Below are 22,953 nucleotides of genomic sequence, written 5' to 3' on the forward strand. Positions count from 1 at the left end.
CTTAAAACCGCACTCATATTGTTCTGCGGTTTTGGAGAGGCGGACCGGAGCGCACGGCCGGCAGACCGAGGCGCTCCGCCCGGTTTTGCCTACTTTTGATGACCGCGACTTCTCACGCAGACAAAGCTGGAGGCGTCGTCCACATCACCATGTCGCTTGTACATCGGCCAGCCAGGGTATTCGCAGAGCGGCCGGGTGCGGCCCGGCACCGCAACGGTGTCAGTCACGATCTGCCGCCTGGGCGCGACACCGCGCTCAACCCAGTTCTCCAGCGCCGTCAGCGAATCCCAGGCGGCATTGAAAACCGTGCTGGCTGCGTGGGCGTAGCCGGGGATTTCGTAATAGCGCATGAACCGACGGGTCTGCCCAACGCCCATGTCCTGTTGTACGCGCCGGTAATACTCAGCCGTGGCGCGGGTGCTGACCAGCTGATCCGAGGTGCCGTGAGCCATCAGAATCTTGCCGCCATTGGCAACGAACGCCGCCAGATCGGTCTGGTTGACGTCCTGACGCAACGACAGCGCATCGACGCGCGCCTGCCATGGGCCCAGGTTGGCCGGGTCCAGCGTCAGCGAGTTGAACGCCGGATTTCGGGTCACGAAGTAGCGCACCCACTCGTCCCAGAACCCCGAATGGTACGGCGCGCCTTCGGCAAAGCCGGTGCCGTGCGGCGGCATGGGGTAGTCAGGTTGCAGGGTATTCAGCCCCAGTCGATTGACTACCAGTTGCAAGCCTTCGCCCGGCCGGCCCAGATCGGTGCCCCAGGTATTGAAACCGGGGTAGCCGCGTTCACCGCTGGCCAAGGGCTGGCTGAAACGGATCGGCGTATCGAACACCTTGAGCGCATTGATTTGTGCATCGGACAGGCAACTGCTTCCCGTATCAGCGCCGTCACGGCAGCGCAGAGGACGGCCGTTGAGTTTGGCGGTTGCCGGATCGAACTGGGCATTGCACGCCGCCTGATGACTAATCACCCGGTCGCGCACGCCATCGAGCCCGTCACAGGCCTGCATCGAGGCTTCCAGCAGCGCGGCGCGCTTTTCCAGGCTGGGATAGGCGCCCGGCGCGGCCAGCGCACGGCTAATGCGGCCGAACTGCAAATCGAGTGCGGCGGCGTTGTAGGCCGGGTAGAGGGCGATCGCACCGTGAAAATCCTTCGGCCATTGCTGCACGACGGCAAGCGCCTCTCGGCCACCGGTGGAGCCGCCGGCGAAGTAGCTGCGCACCGGAGGCTCGCCGTAGCGTTGCTCGATCAGGTACATCGCCGTATCACGGGTTTTCTTCAGGGCGTCGTGGCCGTAGTTGGCCAAGGCTTCCTCATTCCAGGCGAAGTCACCCGGATGAACCGGGTTGGCGACGTGGCCTGAATCGCTGGCAAATACCGCATAGCCGCGGCCCAGTGGCGTCGGTTGGTCGATTGGTCCAGCCGGAACGTTGCCGGCCACGTTAGGTACGGTGCCGTTATAGCCGCCACCGCCATACATCATCGCCTTGCTGTTCCATTGTTCAGGCAGAACGATGCGCATCTTGAGGCTGGGTGCGCTCCGGTCAATCGGCGCGATTTCCACGCTCAGGTCGCAGTGGGGGCCAAACGTCTGCGGTGCGCTGCCACCGCCTGGCACCGGCGTCGCAGCGGTGACCTTGGCACCGGAGGTTGGCAGGGCAATCGCAGTGGCAGGAATCTGCGTACCGGCCAGCTCTCCACAGCTGGCCGCGAGGGTGGGCTGGGCGATCGCCAGTGCGATCAGGGTGGGGAAGGCCAGCCGCAGGCGCTGGGATGATGCGTAGCGAAAGCGGGGTGCACGGGATGCTTTCATCTGGGTTTCCTTGTTCTTGTTGTCATGCCCCGCAGCTGCGCCACGAGGTGGGGTACCCGAGAGGACTGCGCTGCAACCGGGTATGTTGGATGAGCCAAAGCTGTGCCAGCGGAACGCGAGAAGGCGCAGCCGCCGATGGCCGGTCACTAAATCGCAGCCGGACCGCTCTAGCACGGCGAGTAACAGGCTGGTCGGGGCGCTGCAGCGCGAAGGGATTTGTCCAGAAGGTCGGACATGGATAGGCGCAATGTCATCCTGGCCGGACACTCTGTACGGCGGCTCGGATTTTTTTCGACAAGCGGTACGGTCCTTATCACAGAAAAGCAGACGTCAGGCGTGACGGGACGCCTGAGCCATGACGTCTGTGCTTGCAGCACACGAGGCGTCGCGGTTGCTGCGGGCTAGTCCAGACGGATCTGATCCGCGAAGCGGATATTCCAAAACCTCCCGACTATACTTTTGTCGTATGCGCGCAAACGTCGCATGCCCCGCCTATTTTTTGTAGAGATCAGCCCGCCCTATGGAAACGCTTTACCTCATCTTCCTGCTGCTGCTCGCCGTGGGTGCAAGCCGCGTCCTGGCCAATGTCGTTCCCCTACCACTGCCGATCATGCAGATCATCATGGGCAGCGTGCTGGCGTTGCCGCCCTTTGGCATGGGTGTGGAGCTGCGGCCCGAGATCTTCATGCTGTTGTTCATTCCACCGCTGTTGTTCTACGACGGTTGGAAGATTCCCAAGCGCGAATTCACCGAGCACGGTGCGGAAATGACCGCCATGGCGCTGGTGCTTGTGCTGATCATTCTGGTGGTGGTGGGTTATTTCATTCACTGGCTGCTACCGGCCATTCCGCTGGGCGCGAGCTTTGCGCTGGCGGCGATCCTTTCGCCGACCGACGCGCTGGCGGTGATCGCGATTGCCCAGGGCCGGTTGCCGCGACACATGTCTCACCAGCTAGAAGGTGAAGCGATGATGAACGATGCCACCGGTCTGGTCTCGTTCAAGTTCGCCTTGGCTGCGGCCATCACTGGCAGTTTTTCGCTGGTCACGGTGACCGGCGAATTCTTCATCATTGCGCTTGGGGGATTACTGATCGGGGCAGGGCTGAGCTGGTTGGTGGGCAAGGGCAAACAGTGGATGACGGCGCGCGATCTGTTCGATCCGTCGACCTACGTGGTGATGATTCTGCTGCTGCCTTTTGCTGCCTTCTTCCTGGCTGAGCATGCCGGTATGTCCGGTATTCTGTCGGCGGTGGCGGCAGGCATGGTGCAGAGCCGGATCGACATGCTGCCGGTCAAGACCAGTACCCGGATCCTCAACCGCAGCATCTGGGAGATGCTGGATTTCAGCTTTAACGGCCTGGTGTTCCTGCTGCTGGGTCTGCAGTTCCCGCGGATTGTCGAGCGCGTCTGGGAAGCCGCCGGGCAAGGGACCTACAGCATGCCGATGCTGGTGTTCAGTGCGCTGGCAATCATGGCGCTGCTGCTGGTGGTGCGCTTTTCATTCGTTTTCGTCTATCACTGGAGCGAGGCGCGAGTGCGCCGCCTGCTCGGCAAGACGGTCCAGCCCAAACCGCTTCGCTTGTTCTCCGCACTCAGCGCCGTGGCCGGCGTGCGCGGCGCGATCACGCTGGCGGGTGTGCTCTCGATTCCGTTGATGATTGGCGATACGCCATTTCCGGGCAGGGATCTGATGATCTTCCTCGCCGCCGCGGTGATCATCCTGTCGCTGCTGATCGGTGCGCTGGGCATTCCGTATTTCCTCAAGCAGCTGCCCAACAACGATCTTGAAGAGCATCGTGAAGAATTGAAAAAGGCCCGCCGGAACGCGGCACAGGCGGCGGTCAGCTGGCTGGAAAACTGGAAGCAGGCCAACCCCGTCGATGATCCGGACCAGATGCTGCTACGCAGCGAGGTGACAGCACGGGTGACCGAGTCCTACCGCAAGGACATCGAAGCCTTGATGGACCACCAGGGTCGGGCGAGCCAGGCGCGTGAAACCATGGCCCTGGAGCGGGATATCCGCCTCAACGCCATTCGAGTACAGCGCAAGGAAATGTATCGGATGAGGAAACGGCACGACATAGACGAGCAGATGCTGCAGACCCTGCTACGCGAACTCGATTATGAAGAGGCCGCGCTGGGGGCCGGTGACACCGCCTAACGGCCTACCAGGTCCTGTTGTTGCTCGGGTTCAAGTACAGCGATAGTGTGGTCGCTGTGCTTGAACGACACCAGCTGCGTCAGCCAGGCCTGTAGCACCGGCGACTGCACCTTCTGGTTGCGCATCGTAATCGACAGGATCTCGCGGGCGATGGTGACGACCGCGCTCTTACTGCCGAGAAAGTGCCAGTTGAACCAGCCGTCGCCGTAGGTCAGCGGCGGTTGCTGCCCTATTGGCAAAGGGATGTACACCTTCACCGAAAGGTCGAAAAGCACTTCGGGCTTGGAGATGATCAGCAGCTTGACGTCCGCCACTTTGCTCAACCAGTAGCGATGATCGAAACGCCCCCCTGTCAGCTCCGCAGACTGGCTCAAGGCATCGTTGATCAGTGCTCGGTTATCGATGAGTTGCACGGTGGGGCTCCGCTTGTAGATGGACGATACCGGCCTCGGCACTCGCTGCAACCAACGAAGTGCAAAAACCGGCTGACAGATACCCTGCGCGACACCGGAGGGTGTCGCGTCTGGCATACCGGGTTATCGGTAGATCGTCGCTTTTGTTTAGCGGGCAAATGTCGGGATTACAGTTCCCCTTTACCGGTGAACAGCCTCAAGCCACTCGGTACTGGAGGGGCAGGGGATCGGGTCACTTGGCGAACAGCTGACTCATGTCCTTGAATGCCTTGAATTCCAGGGCATTACCGCAGGGATCGAAGAGAAACATGGTCGCCTGTTCACCGACCTGGCCCTGGAATCGCACATAAGGTTCGATCACGAACCGGGTGCCGCGGGCGCGCAGGCGCTCGGCCAATGCTTCCCACTCAGGCCAGCTGAGAACGATGCCGAAATGCGGTACCGGAACGTCGTGGCCGTCTACGGCATTGGTGTGTGCGGCTTCCTGCGACGGCGTCTGCGGATGTTCATGGATGACCAGTTGATGGCCATAGAAATCGAAATCTACCCAGTGCTCAGACGAGCGGCCTTCGGCCAGACCGAAGACTTCGCCATAGAAACGGCGAGCGGCGGGCAGGTCGTATACGGGGATCGCAAGGTGAAAAGGGGAAAGGCTCATCAAGGCTTCCTTCTGTGGTGGGGCCGTGACCGCCATCTTGCCGATTTGTCGTACCCACCAACAGCGGATATCGTTCGTGCCGAGCCTCGACTATTTCGATCAATCAGGTCCTTATGATCCGTGAACTGAGAACCTTCCTCGCCATTGCCCGTTGCGGCAGTTTTGCCGCTGCAGGCCATAAAGTCGGTCTGACCCAATCAGCCGTCAGCGCGCAGATCAAGAATCTTGAGGAGGCACTGGGTCTGCGTTTATTTGATCGAACGGGCCGCTCCGCGCATCTCAATCCGGCGGGTTTGCGAGCCTTGCCGCTGGCCGAACAGATTCTGGAGACGTTCAGCCTGATGGGGCAGCCGGAGTCGTTGGAAGACTACCGGGGCGAACTGCGCATCGGTGCGATCGGTACGGTACAGACCGGGCTACTGCCACCAGTGCTGCTCCGTCTGCTGGAGCAGGCGCCGGGCGTCGCGCCAAAGCTGGTTCCCGGCGTTTCCCTCAACTTGCTGTCGCAAGTCGATGCCGGTGAGATTGATCTGGCAATCATGATCCGACCGCCGTTTGCCCTGCCCAAGGAACTGGACGCCGAGCTCATACAACGCGAACCGTTCGTGCTGATCGCACCGCTCGACGTCGCCGGCGATGATCCGCTGCAACTGCTTGTCGAGCAGCCTTTCGTACGTTACGACCGCAATTCCTTCGGCGGGCGACAGGTGAGCCAGTTCCTACGCAAACATCACCTGGACGTACGTGCTGGTCTGGAGCTCGACGAGCTGGATGCCATTGTAAAGATGGTCGCCTGTGGCCTGGGTGTCGCGCTGGTGCCGGAGGCCGGGTTATGGCTCGAACGTGCGCCGACGGTTCGTGTTCTGCGATTGGGTGGCGCGACGTTCTATCGCGAGCTGGTATTGGTCGGGCGGCACAGCGCCCGACAGCTGCCGGTGCAGCAGCTATTTCGCCGCTGTGTGCGGGACGTCCTGGCGGATCATCCACGTCCGGCCACGGCTTAGCGAGGCAGCGAGACAGATCGCACGCAGCTACACTGAACGTCGGCTACGGAAGGCTCTATCCCGGTCTTTTCGGCTCTTGCACTACGCGTACCAGTGCAAGGAGCACATGGATAGCTGCGCAGACGAATAGTGCTCAGAACGGTGGCCGACTCTAAGAGTCCAACCTGAACCCCGCCATACCACGTGTGGATATCTGCATGGCCCAACCAGATCTGCAATCCCGACTTGCTTTCACGCTGCGATCTGCTGGCTTGCTGGAGTGGTACGTCGAACTGGACGACTCGCTGAGCGATGGCCAAGCGACCGTCGCGGTCGTCACCCATGCGCTCGATGCCTGTGCCTTGGGCAGTACCTCGCTCACCGAATTTCTGGAGCATATCCACCCGGACGACCGTGATTCGGTCGCCGAGCACGTTGCTATCACCCTCTCGACCGGTGACGAAGTGCGCTTCGAATGCCGTGTGCTGGTAGACGAGAGCAGCGTGCAGATGGTCAGCGTAACCGGACGCTCCACCGCCCACCCTGAGTTGAGAGCGCTGCACTTCATCAGTCAGGACGTGACCGACTGCCGCCGTTCCGAGGCGATTGCCGAAGGGCAGATGCGCGCACTCGAGCTGGCGGTGGCCGGCGCGCCCTTGACGGAGGTGCTGGTCGAACTGACCCGCTCGGCCCAAAAGCAGTCTGCTAGGACTGTTAGCGCAGCGATCATGCGCCTGGATGAGGATGGCAGGCTGCGATTCGTTGAAGCGTCCAGCCTTCCTTCAGATTTCGTCGCTGCGCTCAATGCAATGGACGCAGGTTCCGATGGAACCACCTGCAGCGTGTCGGTACGCACGGGCAAGCCAAGCGTTGCCTTGGACATTGGCGGCGATCCGTCCTGGGCCAGGCACCGAGACAAGGCGCTCGAGCATGGCCTGCGCGCTTGCTGGTCCACACCCATTCTTTCGCACAGCGGCGAAGTGATGGGCACCATTGCCTGTTACAGCAGCGTCTGCGCAGCGCCGTCATCTCTGGAACAGCAGGGCATCACGCTGCTCGCCAATACGGCGGCGTTGGTGGTGCAACGCGATCGAGCCAACCGGGCGCGGCTCGAGGTCGAGCAGAAAATGGCGGCCAACGAGCGTCGCTTCAAGGGGCTGGTTAAGGCTACCAACAGCCTCGTCTGGTCGACCAGCCCGCTGGTGGATATCGTCGAGTCACAGCCTGATTGGAACGAGTTCACCGGGCAGACGTTCGAGCAATCGCGCGGCAAGGGCTGGCTCGAAGCCGTGCATCCCGAAGATCGCCCCGAACTGGAAGCCCTTGTCGAGGAAATGCGCTCAGTCTTTGCAAACAGGCGCGCCGAGTACCGCGTCCGCCAGGCTGACGGCCAGTACCGGCATATGTCCGGTCACGCCGTGCCCATCTTCGATGACCACGGCAACATCAAAGAGTGGTCCGGTGGGTTGACCGATATTACCGACCGCAAGCAGGTCGAGCACCGACTGCACCACATGGCCACGCATGATCCGTTGACGGGGTTGCCGAACCGAATCTATCTCAACGAACACCTGCGGGAACTGGTCAATTTCATTCCGGAAAATCAGCAGTTGATGATCATGCTCATCGATCTTGATCGCTTCAAGGAAGTGAACGACTCGATGGGCCATGGCTATGGCGACGTGCTCCTGGTGCAGATCGCTCATCGCCTGCGCGAGGCGCTGCCATCCGGTGATCTGGTGGCGCGCCTGGGCGGGGACGAGTTTGTGGTGGTGGCCCATCTGCCTGACGGGGCGCGCTCGGCCGAGCGGCTGGCGAGCGATCTGCTGCGGGCGATCCAGGTGCCCTGCGATGTGCTCGGCACCCGCTATTACCCTTCGGCGTCGATGGGCATGTGCCTGTATCCGGACCCCGACACCAGCATTGACGAGCTCCTACAACACGCCGATATCGCCATGTACCGCGCCAAGTACGCGGGCGGCACCGGAATGCGGTTCTTCTCGGCTGAGATGAGCATCGAGAGCAAGAACCGCATGGCCCTCGAACTCGATCTGCGCGAAGCGCTGGAGCGTGATGAATTTGTCCTGCATTACCAGCCGCGCATCTGTCTGGACGATGACATTCCGTGCGGTGTGGAGGCGCTGATTCGCTGGAACCACCCAACCAAGGGGCTGGTCTCACCAGCAGAATTCATACCCATCGCCGAAGCCACCGGACTGATTTGCAAGATCGGTAACTGGGTGCTGCACCAGGCGTGCCAGGACATCCAGCAATTGACCGCACGCATCGGTACCGAACTGACGCTGTCGGTGAACGTGTCGCCGGTGCAGCTAAAGTCCCCAATGCTGTGCAGCGAAGTCAGCCGGGCACTGCAGGCGGCCGGGTTGGATACGCACCGTCTCGAACTGGAGTTGACCGAGTCCGGCTTGATCGAAGACACCGACACGTCGCATCAGCTCTTGAGAAGTCTCGGCGCCATCGGGGTGAGGCTTGCAATTGATGACTTCGGCACCGGGTACGCCGGCATCGCCTACTTGCGCCAATATCCAATCGACGTGGTGAAGCTTGATCGGACCTTCCTTTGCCCAACCGCCAAAAGCGATAACTGTCTCGATTTCATCAAGGCGGTGACCGAAATGTGCCACTCGCTTGGCATGCGCGTCGTGGCCGAAGGCGTAGAGGATGCCGACATGCTCCGGCAGTTGATGCGGTCAACATGCGACGAGGCGCAGGGCTATCTGTTCGCTAAGCCTATGCCGTTGGACAAACTGGGTGACTACATCATCGACCGCCGCGCGAGTTGAGCTTTACGGCTTGCACGCTGTGTATCGGCTGAAGCCGGCATTGATACTGTTCTGCTTAACGGGACCCGACAGGCTGCGGCGCTCTTCGCGGAAGCCCAGGCGCGCTCTATCATGCGCTGTCGCTGCGGATGCGCTTTCGATGCAGCTGTGGGGAACCAAAGCCCGAAGGTGGATGGTCGAAGCGCGTAGATAAATGCCGATCGCCGCCTGATTTCGCTTTCGACTGCCTCGACGGAACCCAAGATTCTGCCTGAATCGACCTACTGATCCTCCAAAGGAACGACTGATGAGCCTCGACCTCAACGCAGGACGCCTCCCTGATGAGCACATCCTGACCAACATTCCGCGTCTGATTTCGCGGTATTACAGCGAGCGCCCTGATCCATCCGATCCGGCCCAGCAAGTGGCGTTCGGCACCTCCGGCCACCGCGGCTCGTCACTGAAAAACAGCTTCAACGAGTGGCACATCCTGGCGACTACCCAGGCGATCTGCGACTACCGTCGCGACCAGGGCATCGACGGGCCAATCTTCGTTGGCATGGACACCCATGCGTTGTCCGAACCGGCATTCGTTTCCGCTTTGGAAGTGCTCGCGGCCAATGGCATCGAGACACGAATTGACGCTGGCTGCAGCGAAACCAATGGTGAGCCGGGCTATACGCCGACGCCTGCTATTTCCAACGCCATCCTCGAATACAACGCCGGTCGCAGTAGCGGCCTGGCTGACGGCATCGTCATTACGCCGTCGCACAATCCACCCGCTGACGGCGGCTTCAAGTACAACCCCACAAACGGCGGCCCGGCTGACACGGGCGTGACCAAGTGGATTCAGGAGCGCGCCAATGCGCTGCTGGTTGCCGGGCTCAAGGGCGTCCAGCGAATGGATTATGCTCAGGCGCTCAAGGCACCGACTACTAAGCGCTTCGATTTCATCGACAGCTATGTTGGCGGTTTGGAGCAGGTGATCGATCTCCAGGCGATCCGCAACTCCGGTCTGAAGTTCGGCGTCGACCCGCTGGGCGGCGCTGGTGTGCATTACTGGACGCGCATCGCCGAGCGCTACGGCCTGCCGCTTGAAGTGCTTTCCACCCGCGTCGACCCCACCTTCCGCTTCATGCGGCTGGACTGGGACGGCAAGATCCGCATGGACTGCAGCTCGCCACATGCCATGGCCGGTCTGATTGAAAACAAGGACCGCTTTGACGTCTCCTTTGCCTGCGACACCGACCACGACCGGCATGGCATCGTGGCGCGCTCGGTGGGGCTGCTGAATCCCAATCACTACCTGGCGGTTGCCATCGAATACCTGTTCACCCATCGGCCCGAGTGGAGCGCTGGGGCCGGAATCGGCAAGACATTGGTGTCCTCGTCGATGATCGACCGGGTCGCCAAAGGCATCGACCGCAAGGCCGTCGAGGTGCCGGTGGGCTTCAAATGGTTCGTCGATGGTTTGATGGACGGCAGCCTGGGCTTTGGCGGCGAGGAATCCGCTGGCGCGTCTTTCCTGCGCAAGCAGGGCGGCGCCTGGTCGACTGACAAGGATGGTCTGATTCTTGGCCTGCTGGCCGCAGAAATTACCGCCGTGACCGGCAAGGACCCGGGCGAGCGCTACCAGGCACTGACCGAGCGTTTCGGCGCGCCGGTCTATCAGCGTATCGATGCCCCCGCCAACCGTGAGCAAAAAGCCAAACTCGGCAAGCTCTCGGCGTCCCAGGTCACGGCTGGCGAACTGGCGGGTCAGCCAATCACCCAGATTCTTACCGAGGCGCCCGGCAACGGCGCTGCAATCGGCGGGCTGAAGGTCGTGACCGACAATGGTTGGTTCGCCGCGCGCCCATCCGGTACCGAGGACGTCTACAAGATCTATGCGGAAAGCTTCGAGGGCGAGGCGCACCTCACGCGCATTCAGGAAGAGGCCAAGGCGCTGGTCGATGGCGTGCTGAATAGCTAACGCGTAACACAGGGACAAGCCGCCACGGGATAGCGGGGCGGCTTTTTGGTGCGCAAAGGGCGGGGTCAGCTGGCTGATGGTTCGCGCAGTTTTGCGATCACTTTGATTTCGAACTGGAACCCGTACAGCCATGTCACGCCGACAGCCGTCACAGTAGGGTGCGGTGCGCTGCCCCAGTATTCCTGCACGACACTCCAAACTCGCTCGAAGTTGCTCTGCGGATCGACCATGAAAACGGTCACATCGATGACATCATCGAAGGTACATTCCGCTGCCTCGAGCACCGCGTTCAGATTCTCGAAGGCAAGCCTCACCTGAGCTTCGAGCTCAGGCTCCGGCGATCCGTCTTCGCGGCTGCCGACTTGTCCGGATACGAACAGCATCTCGTTGGCTCGAATGGCCGGCGAGTAGCGGTTCCGTTCATAAAGTGCTCGTCGCCCAGCAGGGAAAACCACGTCACGTGTGTTCATAGGCGCCTCTTGCGTCAGTCGATATCGAGTAGGTAATTGACGAAGAGACTGTAGGGCTGCCGGTTGGAGGGATAAACTCGCAAGGCTGTTCAGCACTGTTCTCAAATTCCAAACAATCCCAGCACCCGGAGCCGACATGGACCGCTTTGTCGCAATGCAGGCCTTTGCCCGAGTGGTCGAAACCGGCAGCTTCACCAAAGCCGCCAACACCTTGCACCTGAGCAAAACCAGCGTGACTCAACTGGTGCAACAGCTCGAAGCGCGATTGCGTGTGAGGTTGCTCAACCGAACTACACGCAAGGTCAATGTCACGGCGGATGGCGCCGCGTATTACGAACGGGTGGTGCGGTTATTGGCGGATCTGGACGATGCCGAAACCAGCCTGTCCAATGCGTCGGCATCGCCGCGTGGCCGCCTCAGGGTGGATGTGCCCAGCCCGTTTGCGCGGTCCATTCTGATACCCGCGCTTCCTGACTTTCATGCCAGCTATCCAGAAATCCAGCTGGACTTGGGTGTCAGCGACCGGATGGTGGATCTGATCGATGAGAACGTCGATTGCGTCGTGCGTGGCGGCGAACTCACCGATCTGTCTCTCATGGCGCGGCACATTGGCGACCTCCAACTGGGGGTTTATGCCGCGCACAGCTACCTTGAGCGAGCCGGTGTGCCGGCCCATCCAAGCGAGCTGGAGGACACACATCACCGCATCGTGGGCTTCCTGTGGGCGCGTACCGGGAAGGTCTTTCCCTACGCAATGCATCGCCACGGCGAACGCGTCAGCGTCATGGGTCGTTACGTACTTTCGGTGGATGACGGCAATGCTTATTTGGCAGCCGGCCTGGCGGGCTTGGGAGTGCTATGGCTGCCGGACTACATGTCCGACGCTCACCTGGAGAGTGGTGAGCTGGTGCCGTTGTTTGAGGATTGGCGGCTCGAGCCCATGCCCATGTATGTCGCCTTCCCGCCGAACCGGCATGTAAGCGCCAAGCTGCGGATATTCATCGACTGGATCGTCGAGTTGATGGCTCAGCGAGCGCAGGGAGAGAAGCGGTGACGCCATTATCAGAGGATGGGCACGCCGCTGGGGTTGAGCTTTCGTGGGAGCGGCCTTGGCGCGAAGCTGCGCGCGGCCCATTCGCGGTCGAGACCGCCCCCACGTCGGTGGTGTGGGTACGCGGCCCCGGCATCATCTGCTTCGAGAGCCTTAGACAGGCTCGCTGAGCTGCATTGACTCGCGTTGCAAGAGTGCTTCCTGAAAGGTCACCAGAGCAGGAAGCTCGTTTCGCCAGTTCAGCTCCGGGAAGCGAAAGTCCAGATAACCCAGGGCGCAGGCAATCCCGATTTGAGCGATGTCCAGCGGGCCTCGTAGCGCTTCGCTGTCGTCGTTCAACGCTCTGAGGGCACGGCGAACCTTGCCGAGCTGTCCATCGATCCAGTCATCCCACTGCCGCTCCACTGGCCGTGCGGCGCGCTCGTAACGGGTGATCACCGCCGCTTCCATCACCCCATCGGCCAGCGCTGCGAGGCGCAGCGTTTTCCAGCGTCTGGTCGGCTCAACAGGGAACAGCTTCGGTCGGTCATGCAGGCTGTCAAGGTATTCACAGATTACGCGACTGTCATACAGCACCTCGCCGCCATCGAGCATCAGCACTGGAATTTTGCCCAACGGGTTGAGCGTATTCACGCGCTCATTGAGGGTGACTGGAAGCACTGCGGTTTCGATCAGTTGCAGGCGGTGCAGCATTCCGGTTTCGCTGGCTAGCACACGGACTTTGCGGGAAAAGGGCGAGGTAGGTGCGTAGATCAGTTGCATGGTGGGCTCGGTGGGTAGAGAGGCGGAGGGAGAGGTGGCAACGAAACGGCCTCGCGGCTGAGATTGTTAGCATAGCCAACAATCTCACAAGCAACCGGGCGGACTGTATGGCTTTCGCAACGCCGCCTTGTCGCTCAAGGAAGCTCGACACCGTTCACCCAATAACAGCCGGATCGCCATACACATCGAGACCGCTTATCGGTGTGCAGCACGTTGGTTTTTAATGCACTACAGCACGGTTATGTCATGCACTAGCGGGCGTTGGTCGGATTGATAACCGATGTCTGTCCAGTCGACGGGACAGAACATGCGCCAGCATGTGTGGCTCGATAGGCATGTCCAGAAAGGTGGACACGCGCAGCTGGTTAGCTCACGGCGTCGGAACCGCTCTGATGTTTAGAGGGGCGGTTCTGCTGTGCGTAAGACGTTTCGCTGAAGTCTGGCACGACTTTCGCTGTGTTCGATTGTCTCGCTTGCTCGCTTCGTTCTCATCTAGACGGGGTTGCCTGAACCGGGCGCGATCAGAACAACAAGGAAAACCGTATGACTGCCTTATCTGAACCGTTAAATCGGTCCAACGCGAATCATCGTCCGCCCCTTTTCGCCGCCTTGGTGCCCGTCATCCCTCTTACCTGTCGCTATGCTGAAGAACAGCCAGGCGCGATTCCTTCCGCAGGCTTGGCAGTTCTTCGCAGCCACCGGAGCCCGACATGATCTTGAAAGGCAAGACCGCGCTGATCACCGGCTCGACCAGCGGCATTGGCCTGGGTATCGCTGGCAAGCTGGCCGAGGCGGGAGCGAACGTGATGCTCAATGGCTTTGGCGATGTAGATGCCGCCATCGCACAGGTCTCGGCATATGGCACACGCGTGCTGCACCATGCTGCAGATGTGTCCGATGCGGATCAGATCGCCGATCTCGTCAGCCGGACAGAGCGCGACCTCGGATCGGTGGATGTTCTGGTCAACAATGCCGGCATCCAGCATGTTGCGCCCGTCGAGTCGTTTCCGGTCGAGCGCTGGGACAGCGTCATTGCTATCAACCTGTCCTCGGCGTTTCACACCATACGCCTGACTTTGCCGGGTATGCGCGAGCGCAACTGGGGGCGGATCATCAATGTCGCTTCGGTTCATGGCTTAGTGGCCTCGGCACAGAAGGCGGCATACGTGGCGGCCAAGCACGGCCTGGTCGGCCTGACCAAAACCGTCGCGTTGGAAACGGCCACCACAGGCGTTACCTGCAATGCGCTCTGTCCCGGCTGGGTACTTACACCGCTGGTGCAACAGCAGATCGATAGCAAAGCTCAGGCCCACGGTGACCCGAGCCGGGCGACCCGTGAATTGCTGATGGAAAAACAACCATCGCTGGACTTTGTCACGCCGGAACAGCTCGGCGAGTTGGCCGTCTTCTTGTGCAGCGATGCGGCTCGCCAGGTTCGTGGTGTTGCCTGGAACGTCGACGGCGGCTGGCTGGCGCAATAGGGGCTTCGTGCTGCTGTGGAGCGAGGATGGATGAGGCTAGCCGCGCCTTCGCTCGAAAGCCGCGGCGCATGCGCGGTTGTTTGCTGCAGGGCTCTCAGAGGGCGGTGGGCTAAAGCCCACCCTGCGGGTACGGCCGGGGCGGTATCGGTGGTGTCGGGACAGATTGTAGGGTGGGCTTCAGCCCACCAAAGCCTCTAAAGCCGGCCGCCCGGGTCGGGTGTTTGCATGAACCATGAGTGCAAGCGGTGGGCTAAAGCCCACCCTACGGGTTATGGCCGGGGGCGGTATCGGTGATGTCGCGAAAGATTATCGTGGGCTTTGACTCGCGCTAATCTTTTTTCCTTCCGCCGCGAAGTCTGCGTCCTAGCGCTCGCTCAGCCCGTGCAACTGCAGCTTCGAATACAAACTGGCGCGCGAAATGCCCAGCTCCGTTGCTGCGCGGCGGCGGTTGCCTTTGCAGGCGAGCAGGGCGGTCTGCAAGGCGCGGCGTTCGGCCTGGGCGATGCTTTCGGCGAGAAGTTGCAGTGGGGCGTCGGGTTCCGGTGTCGGATCAGCAAGCACCGGCTCGCTGGGTGTGACGACCGCTTGCGGCGCGGCGGCGGTTTTCGCGTCCAACAGCGGCAGGAAATGGCGCGCTTCCAGCGATGTTCCATCCGCACTCAGCTGCGCGCGTTCCAGCAGGTTGCCTAACTCGCGTACGTTGCCGCGCCAGGGCTGGTTGCAGAGCAATGCAATGGCGCTTGGTGCAAGTTCCATCGGAGCTTGTCCGGAGCGGTTGGCGATGTCATCGAGCAGATGTTCGATCACGGCCGGTATGTCAGTAGCGCGCTCGCGCAGTGGCGGCACCTGCAACGCCAGCACGTTGAGTCGATAGTAAAGGTCATCACGAAACTCTCCGGCGGCGACCTTGGCTTCCAGGTCGATATGCGTTGCGGCGATCACCCGCACGTTCAGTGGCTTGACCTGATTGGAGCCCAGCGGCTCAATTTCCTGCTCCTGCAGCACGCGCAACAGCTTGGCTTGCAGGGCCAGCGGCAGGTCGCCGATTTCGTCGAGAAAAAGCGTGCCGCCGTTGGCCACTTCGAATTTGCCGATGCGCGCCTTGCGGTCAGCACCGGTGAAAGCGCCGGGCGCTGTTCCGAAGAGTTCGGCTTCGACCAAGGTTTCCGGAATCGCTGCGACATTGACCGCAACGAAAGGCCCATTAGCGCGCGGTGACAGATTATGGATGCCCTGGGCCAACAGCTCCTTACCGGTGCCGGTCTCGCCGCGAATCAGCACCGTGGCATCCAGCTGTGCGGCACGGCGGGCCTGGCGTTTGACTTCGCTCGCAGCCGGGCTGGTGCCGATGAAGCCTGCGATGGTGTAACGGGCCCGGCGGGCCTTGGCCAGTTCGTTCTGGGTCGCTACCAGCTGCGTTTGCAGCGTGGTGAACTTGGCCATCAGCGGCCTGAGGTGCCGGGCCCGGTCAAACAGCACGAAACCCAGTGCGCCGACCAGTGTGCCGTCCTCGTCGCGAAGCGGAATGCGGGTGACGACGAAATGCTCGCCACCAAAGGCCATCAGGTCGAGCATGCTCGGCTGGCCGCTTTCCATAACCTCGCGCAAGCGGCTGGCGGGCAACACCTCTTCGATTTCCTTGCCCAGCACGCTGCGCGGATCGCTGATGCCGATCTTTGCCGCGTACTTGTCATTGATCCAGACGATGCGTGCCTGGCGGTTGACCGCGATGGTGCCTTCGCACTGGGCATTGAGGTGATCGAACAACAGCGGCATGGCCACCGCACGAAATCGTTCGGGGGATACGCCGATGGTCAGGCCGTTGTGGTCAAGGTCGTTGCGGGCGATTGCCATGGGTTCGAACTGTCCGGTGAGGTTCGGCCGATTATGGAAGGCGCCGGCTGCCAGGGGCAAGGCAGCCGGTCCGGGCTCAGAGTCCGTACACCTCGTTGGGTAGCCATGTCGCCAGCGGCGCGAAGAAGAACACCAGGGCCAGGCCGAGTAACTGAATCAGGATGTAGGGCATGACGCCGAGGTAAACGTCCCGCGTCGTGACTTCCGGCGGGCAGACACCCTTGATGTAGAACAGCGCGAAGCCCACCGGTGGTGTGAGAAACGAGGTCTGCAGGCACAGCGCGAAGAGGATCGCGAACCACAGTGGATCGACGCCCATGGAAAACAGCACCGGTGCAACCAGCGGCAGGATAATCAGGGTAATTTCGACCCAGTCGAGGAAGAAGCCTAGCAGGAAGGTGATGAACAGTACGGTCAGCAATACCCCAGTCTGGCCGAACGGCAAACCGGTGAGCGCCGCACGGATCACGTCGTCCCCGCCCAGACCACGCAACACGGCGGCGAACACCGTGGCGCCGATAAAGATGCCGAAGATGAATGCCGAGGTGCGGCTGGTCTGGTAGAGCGCTTCTTTCAGCACCGCGATGTTTAGCTTGCGGCTGAGGGCCGCCATCAGCACAGCACCAAACGCACCGACCGCCGACGCTTCCGTCGTCGTAGCGATACCGAAGAAGATCGAGCCCAGCACGGCCAGAATCAGGACGAAAGGTGGCACCACTGCCCAGAACACATCGATCAGCGCCTTTGCATCAAGCTTCTGGCGGTTGGCCGGAGCAGGCGCAAAGTCCTTCTTCAGCCACGACACCACAACGATGTAGAGGATGTACATCAGTGCCAGCATCATTCCGGGGATTAGCGCGCCCATGAACAGCTTGCCCACCGAGGCTTCCGACGTACCGAGCCGATCAGCCATCAGGACCAGCATGATGCTTGGCGGAATCAGAATACCCAGGGTGCCGACCGAACAGGCGGTGCCGACCGCCAGACTCTTGTTGTATTTGGCCTGCAGCATCGGCCCGATCGAGAGCATGCCGAGCAGGGCCACCGAGGCGCCGACGATACCGGTGGAGGCGGCCAGCAGGATGCCGACCAGCACGACCGTGACGGCGTAACCGCCACGCAACGGACCAAGCACCCGAACAAGACTGTGCATCAGCCGTTCGGCGATGCCCGAGCGGTCAAGCATGAGACCCATGAAGATAAACAGCGGCAGAGCGACCATCAGCTCATTGGCGACGATGCCGTAGATACGTGCATCCAGTACGCCGATGGTGCCGTCCCAGGTAAACCAGAGATCGGCGTCGAAGTACTCGACCATCACGTGGCCGAGCACGGCGAATAGCAGCCCGATGCCGGCCAATGACCAGGCTACCGGGAAGCCAAGCAGCAACAGCCCCATGAAGGTGGCGAACATGCTGATGACGAGAATTTCTTCCAAACCCATGATTACGGCTACTCCATCAGGGCTGCGAATGGCCGCGGTCGCGGACAGTTGTCGGGGCTACAAAGGCCCGCGGGAAATTGAACAGCAACGTGCTGCAACGCGTGGCGCGTGAAAGCAGCGCCAGCGCTACCAGCGTCAGGCCGATGGGCAATACGCTTTTGAAGATGAAACGATGCGGCAGGCCGCTTGGCGCCTGCGAGCGCTCGTCATAGATGAAAGCCTGGTAGGCAAAGGGCACCAGTGCGTCGACCATCAGCACCACGATCGGCAGTGCCAATATCAGGATCGCCAGCAGTTCGATGATGGCCTGGCTGCGCAGCGTGAATTTCTCACGCAGCACATCGACGCGCACGTGGTCGTCACGCACCACCGCATAGGCCAGGGCGAGCATCAAAGCGGCACCGAACAGGTGCCAGGACAACTCTTCCAGCGCAATCGAGCCGCGAGAGAGCACAAAGCGGCTGAACACGTTGGTCAGTACAACCGCCAGCACCAATAGCCATATCCACGCACTGGCTTCGCCAATGGCGACCAGCGCTCTGTCCAGCCACCTGGACAGTTTGTTGTGAGGCAGCGCATCCGTTTGAGCGGCGGGCACGGCTTCGTTAGGGGAAACGGGATGAGCGGACACGACCACCTCGGAGATCCGAACCAGAAGAAAGCACGGCACTAACCGTGCGCTAGAGACCTGTCAGGTCGGCAAGATTCTTCACCTGCTGTGCTAAGGCTGCGTGACTGCGCTCCGGCATTTGCCGACCGACCGCAGAGACCTCAGCACAGCAGGATTCAAACGTGGATGACAAGCCAACCCTAGCGGGCACCAGGCGTTGCTGAGTGGATCACTCGTACTTGTAGTAGTCGCGCGGCAGGTAGCCTTTGCCGTGCCAGATCGAGTGATGCTTCATGAAGTCACGCTGGCTGCTCAGGACGCGATTGAACATTTCGTCCTTGGCGGCGATTTCATCGAGCACTTCGTTGGTCACGCGCTCCAGCTCACGCAGCACTTCTTCTGGCAACACCTGCGCTTTCACGCCCTGCTTTTCGTACTCGCGCAAGGCGGTCGGCTGGGCCCATTCGCTTTCAGCAAAACCTTTGAGGGTGGCCGATTCGCAACCCATCTCGATCAGCGCGCGGCTCTGTGGCTCGAGCTTTTCCCAGACGCCCTTGTTGACCAGCAGGTGCGAAGTGGTCAGCGTCTGGTGCCAGCCGGGCATGATGTAGTTCTTGATGATCTGATCAAGGCCCAACATCTTGTCGATCGCAGGTTGCGAGAACTCGGTGGCGTCGATGGTCTTGCGCTCCAGCGCCTGATAGATCTCGCCGCCGGGGATCATGGTGACCGAGGCACCGAGTTTTTCCAGCACCTTGCCGCCGATTCCGGCGAAGCGGATGCGCAGGCCATCGATATCTTCGAGCTTCTCGATCGGTTTGGCGAACCAGCCAGCGCCTTCCGGGCCGATGATGCTGCAGAGCATCGGGTGGATATTGCGCTCGGCATAAATCTCTTCCAGGAGCTTCTTGCCGTCCCCCTCGTAATACCAGGCGAGATAAGCAGGAGGCTCCATGTTGAACGGCGCACCGGAATACAGGGGAAGCGAGGCGATGGTGCCCTGATCGTAGCCAATCCAGGTATAGCCAGCCGGGTACTTGCCGTTGCTGACTGCATCCATGATTTCGAAGGGTGGCACCAGTTCGCCGGGCTCGTAGTAACGCAGCTGGATATCACCGCCGGAAATAGCCTTGAGCGACTCCGACAGATGCTTGATGGGTGTGGTCAGACCGACCAGGTGGGAGGGGAAGGCCAGCGGCACTTGCCAGCGGATCTTCTCGGCGGCTATGGCGTCGGCGCTGATCAGGCTGGCGCTGAGAAGAGTGGTGGCGCCGATGGCGCAGGCGAGTCGGGACAGTTTTTTGCTTATCGACATTGCAGGTTTCCTTCTTTTTTTTGTTTTGGTAACCAGAGGCGCAGGCCGGCGTTTGGTAAAGCCGGAAAGCGGGACGAGGCAGCACTGCTTTTTCGTCCCGCCAGGTGTTCTGGCGTCTTGCGAAATCACTTTGCAGGTTCTGTGCCTGACTCTGGGAAACCTGATAATCCACGGTTCAAAGGCTTCTCGGTGCTCAGCCAATTGTGGCTGTGTCCAACTCACCGGACACTTATCCAGGTCGACCGGTGGGGTGTCCAAGCTGGTGGACTCGTGTCTATTTATCTGGACTGTGCAGCCGCTTAGCCAGCAGCAAGCGTGACGTTATGGGCGCTGCAATCTTCTTGAAAGGTGCGTTTAGCTAAAACGCTGGCCGGACTCAGCCAACGTCCTTTTCCACAGTCGCCTTCAGCGCGGTGAGGCAGCGCTCTTCGGCAGTATCGAGTTCCAGCTGCATCTGCTGAATATCGAGCAACTGCTGTGCGAGCTGCTGGCGGCGTTCGGCAATCATGCCAAGCATGATGTTCAGCTGTTTCTGATTGCCGGCCTTGGGATCGTAGAGTTCGATCAGTGTCTTGCATTCGGCGAGGGAGAAGCCGATGCGTTTGCCGCGCAAGATAAGCTTCAGGGCAACACGATCCTTGGGGGTGTAGATGCGCTCCTGACCGCGCCGCTTCGGCGAGAGCATGCCTTGTTCTTCGTAGAAGCGTATGGCGCGGGTGGTGATATCGAGCTCGTTAGCCAGATCGGAAATGCTGTACGTCTGCTTTGCCATGAAAAATATCCAGTCCTGCCTGTCCACCCGCGGCTCGCGAAGAGCCGGGTGCGTTTACTACGGGGTAAGCCGGCCAAGGCTACACGCTGCGCTGGCCCGATGCACGGTGGCGTCGGGCCATATCGCAACGCTCAGTGCCGGATTGCGCAGCCGGTGGCGTCTTGCATCTCCCCGAAGCTAACGCCGTCGGCCAACTCCACCAGTTTCAAACCCTGCTCGGTAACATCCAGCACGCCCAGGTCGGTGATGATTCGGTCGACTACCCCGACGCCCGTCAGCGGCAGGTCGCACTGCTTGATGATCTTGTGCGCGCCCTTGGCGGTGTGCTCCATCAGCACGACAACCCGCTTGACCCCGGCCACCAGATCCATCGCGCCGCCCATGCCCTTGACCATCTTGCCGGGGATCATCCAGTTCGCCAGGTCGCCTTTTTCGGAAACCTGCATGGCGCCGAGAATCGCCAGGTTGATATGGCCGCCGCGGATCATGCCGAAGCTCATGGCGTTGTCGAAAAAGGCACTGCCGGGCAGGGCGGTGACGGTCTGCTTGCCAGCGTTGATCAGGTCCGGGTCGATCTCGTCCTCGGTGGGGAAGGGGCCGATGCCGAGCAGCCCATTCTCGCTCTGCAGCCAGACGTCCATGCCGTCGGGAATGTAGTTGGCTACAAGCGTGGGGAGGCCGATGCCGAGGTTGACGTAGTAGCCGTCCTGCAATTCCTGTGCGGCGCGTTGCGCCATCTGTTCGCGTGTCCAGGCCATGGTCAGCTCCTCACCGTACGTTTTTCGATGCGCTTCTCAGCGTTCGGGTTATGGATGATGCGCTGCACATAGATGCCCGGCAGGTGGATCTGGTCGGCGTCCAGCTCGCCGGTTTCGAGCAGATGATCGACCTCCACTACGCAAACCTTGCCAGCCATGGCGGCGAGCGGGTTGAAGTTGCGCGCGGTCTTGTTGAAAACAAGGTTGCCAGCCTTGTCCGCCTTGAAGGCTTTGACCAGCGATACATCGGCGGGCAGCGACTCTTCCATCACGTACCACTCGCCGTCGAATTGGCGAGTTTCCTTGCCCTCGGCGATCAGCGTGCCGTAACCGGTGCGGGTGTAGAACGCCGGTATGCCCGAGCCTGCGGCGCGTAGCTTCTCGGCCAGAGTGCCTTGCGGCGTGAACTCGAGTTCCAGCTCGCCGGCCAGGTACTGACGCTCGAACTCCTTGTTCTCACCGACGTAGGAGGAAACCATTTTGCGCACCTGGCGCGTCTCGAGCAGCAGGCCGAGGCCGAAGCCGTCGACGCCGGCGTTGTTGCTGATCACGGTGAGGTTTTTCTTGCCGGTGTCGCGCAGTGCTTCGATCAGTGCTTCGGGAATGCCGCACAGGCCGAAACCGCCAACGGCAAGCGTCATGCCGTCTTCGACCAGGCCGTCGAGTGCCTGCTGGGCGTTGGGGTAGATCTTGTTCATTGAGGCCTCTTGTTATTTGAGTGAGGGCGGTGGCGTTGGGTTATTGCACGGCCAGACGCGCCCGAGCGACCCGTGATCCGTTGGAACGCCCCAGTACATCACTGATGCGTTGCCCTGCGGCGATCAGCATGTCCAGGTTAATCCCGGTCTCGATACTCAGGCCGTTAAGCATGTAGAGCACATCTTCGCTGGCGACGTTGCCACTCGCGCCTTTGGCGTAAGGGCAGCCGCCGAGCCCGGCGACCGAACTGTCGAAGGTACAGACGCCCTCTTGCAGGCTGGCGTAGATGTTCGCAAGCGCCTGCCCATAGGTATCGTGGAAATGCCCGGCGAGCTTGTCACGCGGGACCTCACGACCGACGGTTTCGAACAACTGGCGGGTCTTGCCTGGGGTGCCGGTGCCGATGGTGTCGCCCAGCGATACCTCATAGCAGCCCATGGCGAACAGCTCATGCGCGACATGGGCGACGCGCTTAGGGTCGACCTCGCCTTCGTAAGGGCAACCCAACACGCAAGAGACGTAGCCTCGCACCTGAATGCCGTTCTCGCGCGCGGCGATCATCAGCGGGGCAAAGCGCGCCAGGCTCTCATCAATGGAGCAGTTGATGTTCTTCTGCGAAAACGCTTCCGAGGCGGCGCCAAACACGGCCACTTCGCTGACGCCGGCTTCGATGGCAGCTTCCAGCCCTTTCATATTGGGTGTCAGTGCGGCGTAGGTGACGCCAGGCTTCTGCTTGATCTGCGCGAACACATCGGCAGATCCGGCCATCTGCGGCACCCACTTGGGCGAGACGAAGCTGCCGACCTCGATGTAGTGCAGGCCCGCAGCGCTGAGGTCATCGACCAGCCGCACCTTGTCGGCCACGCTGATGGGTTGCTTTTCGTTCTGCAGACCGTCGCGCGGGCCGACTTCGACCAGGCGTACCTGTTTGGGTAGGCTCATATGTCCTC

General features: G+C 61.0%; 19 protein-coding genes. 6 read left to right on the forward strand and 13 right to left on the reverse strand.

Annotated features, from left to right (window positions below; all coding sequences use genetic code 11):
• Nucleotides 1-89 precede the first annotated feature (89 nt).
• On the reverse strand, nt 90-1,817 hold the full coding sequence (locus BUE09_RS05470; protein ID WP_231975529.1) for a tannase/feruloyl esterase family alpha/beta hydrolase: 1,728 nt from the start codon (nt 1,815-1,817) through the stop codon (nt 90-92).
• Between the two features lie 520 nt (nt 1,818-2,337).
• On the opposite strand from BUE09_RS05470, the gene BUE09_RS05475 reads away from it, so the two are divergent.
• On the forward strand, nt 2,338-3,978 hold the full coding sequence (locus BUE09_RS05475) for a Na+/H+ antiporter (protein WP_073299697.1): 1,641 nt from the start codon (nt 2,338-2,340) through the stop codon (nt 3,976-3,978).
• Here BUE09_RS05475 and BUE09_RS05480 read toward each other — a convergent pair.
• Nucleotides 3,975-4,391, reverse strand: coding sequence for a hypothetical protein (locus tag BUE09_RS05480; RefSeq protein ID WP_073299698.1), 417 nt, complete (start codon nt 4,389-4,391; stop codon nt 3,975-3,977). The genes BUE09_RS05475 and BUE09_RS05480 overlap by 4 nt on opposite strands.
• 232 nt (nt 4,392-4,623) lie before the next feature.
• Nucleotides 4,624-5,049 (reverse strand): VOC family protein, encoded by a 426-nt coding sequence (locus BUE09_RS05485; RefSeq protein WP_073299699.1) that lies wholly within the window; start codon nt 5,047-5,049, stop codon nt 4,624-4,626.
• Nucleotides 5,050-5,162: 113 nt separating this feature from the next.
• On the opposite strand from BUE09_RS05485, the gene BUE09_RS05490 reads away from it, so the two are divergent.
• From BUE09_RS05490 to pgm, 3 genes are all read left to right on the forward strand, one after another.
• Nucleotides 5,163-6,053 (forward strand): LysR family transcriptional regulator, encoded by an 891-nt coding sequence (locus tag BUE09_RS05490; protein ID WP_073299700.1) that lies wholly within the window; start codon nt 5,163-5,165, stop codon nt 6,051-6,053.
• Between the two features lie 197 nt (nt 6,054-6,250).
• Nucleotides 6,251-8,836, forward strand: a complete 2,586-nt coding sequence (locus tag BUE09_RS05495) for a bifunctional diguanylate cyclase/phosphodiesterase (protein WP_073299701.1) — start codon at nt 6,251-6,253, stop codon at nt 8,834-8,836.
• 286 nt (nt 8,837-9,122) lie between these two features.
• Nucleotides 9,123-10,787, forward strand: a complete 1,665-nt coding sequence (gene pgm, locus BUE09_RS05500) for a phosphoglucomutase (alpha-D-glucose-1,6-bisphosphate-dependent) (RefSeq protein ID WP_073299702.1) — start codon at nt 9,123-9,125, stop codon at nt 10,785-10,787.
• Nucleotides 10,788-10,852: 65 nt separating this feature from the next.
• Here pgm and BUE09_RS05505 read toward each other — a convergent pair whose 3' ends face one another.
• Nucleotides 10,853-11,257 (reverse strand): RidA family protein, encoded by a 405-nt coding sequence (locus BUE09_RS05505; protein ID WP_073299703.1) that lies wholly within the window; start codon nt 11,255-11,257, stop codon nt 10,853-10,855.
• 136 nt (nt 11,258-11,393) lie between these two features.
• Between BUE09_RS05505 and BUE09_RS05510 the strand changes: the two genes are divergently transcribed.
• Nucleotides 11,394-12,311 (forward strand): LysR family transcriptional regulator, encoded by a 918-nt coding sequence (locus tag BUE09_RS05510; protein WP_073299704.1) that lies wholly within the window; start codon nt 11,394-11,396, stop codon nt 12,309-12,311.
• A 150-nt stretch (nt 12,312-12,461) separates the two neighbouring features.
• Here BUE09_RS05510 and BUE09_RS05515 read toward each other — a convergent pair whose 3' ends face one another.
• Nucleotides 12,462-13,070: a glutathione S-transferase N-terminal domain-containing protein gene (locus tag BUE09_RS05515; protein WP_073299705.1), complete on the reverse strand. Its 609-nt coding sequence runs from the start codon at nt 13,068-13,070 to the stop codon at nt 12,462-12,464.
• Between the two features lie 710 nt (nt 13,071-13,780).
• Between BUE09_RS05515 and BUE09_RS05520 the strand changes: the two genes are divergently transcribed.
• Nucleotides 13,781-14,551, forward strand: coding sequence for a 3-hydroxybutyrate dehydrogenase (locus BUE09_RS05520; RefSeq protein ID WP_073299706.1), 771 nt, complete (start codon nt 13,781-13,783; stop codon nt 14,549-14,551).
• Between the two features lie 363 nt (nt 14,552-14,914).
• Here BUE09_RS05520 and BUE09_RS05525 read toward each other — a convergent pair whose 3' ends face one another.
• From BUE09_RS05525 to BUE09_RS05560, 8 genes are all read right to left on the reverse strand, one after another.
• Nucleotides 14,915-16,405, reverse strand: coding sequence for a sigma-54 interaction domain-containing protein (locus tag BUE09_RS05525; RefSeq protein WP_073300277.1), 1,491 nt, complete (start codon nt 16,403-16,405; stop codon nt 14,915-14,917).
• 76 nt (nt 16,406-16,481) lie between these two features.
• Nucleotides 16,482-17,849, reverse strand: coding sequence for a TRAP transporter large permease (locus tag BUE09_RS05530; protein ID WP_073299707.1), 1,368 nt, complete (start codon nt 17,847-17,849; stop codon nt 16,482-16,484).
• Between the two features lie 16 nt (nt 17,850-17,865).
• On the reverse strand, nt 17,866-18,480 hold the full coding sequence (locus tag BUE09_RS05535) for a TRAP transporter small permease subunit (protein ID WP_073300279.1): 615 nt from the start codon (nt 18,478-18,480) through the stop codon (nt 17,866-17,868).
• A 208-nt stretch (nt 18,481-18,688) separates the two neighbouring features.
• The gene (locus BUE09_RS05540) at nt 18,689-19,774 is read right to left on the reverse strand and encodes a TRAP transporter substrate-binding protein (protein WP_073299708.1); all 1,086 of its coding nucleotides are present in this window, start codon (nt 19,772-19,774) and stop codon (nt 18,689-18,691) included.
• Nucleotides 19,775-20,150: 376 nt separating this feature from the next.
• Complete coding sequence (locus tag BUE09_RS05545) at nt 20,151-20,546, reverse strand: MerR family transcriptional regulator (protein ID WP_073299709.1); 396 nt, start codon at nt 20,544-20,546, stop codon at nt 20,151-20,153.
• 131 nt (nt 20,547-20,677) lie between these two features.
• A complete protein-coding gene (locus BUE09_RS05550; protein ID WP_073299710.1) occupies nt 20,678-21,304 on the reverse strand; it encodes a CoA transferase subunit B in 627 nt (208 codons plus the stop codon).
• Nucleotides 21,305-21,306: 2 nt separating this feature from the next.
• Nucleotides 21,307-22,002 (reverse strand): CoA transferase subunit A, encoded by a 696-nt coding sequence (locus tag BUE09_RS05555; protein ID WP_073299711.1) that lies wholly within the window; start codon nt 22,000-22,002, stop codon nt 21,307-21,309.
• A gap of 40 nt (nt 22,003-22,042) precedes the next feature.
• Nucleotides 22,043-22,945, reverse strand: a complete 903-nt coding sequence (locus BUE09_RS05560) for a hydroxymethylglutaryl-CoA lyase (RefSeq protein ID WP_073299712.1) — start codon at nt 22,943-22,945, stop codon at nt 22,043-22,045.
• Nucleotides 22,946-22,953: the final 8 nt, after the last annotated feature.

Source organism: Stutzerimonas xanthomarina DSM 18231 (assembly GCF_900129835.1).
Lineage (GTDB): Bacteria > Pseudomonadota > Gammaproteobacteria > Pseudomonadales > Pseudomonadaceae > Stutzerimonas > Stutzerimonas xanthomarina.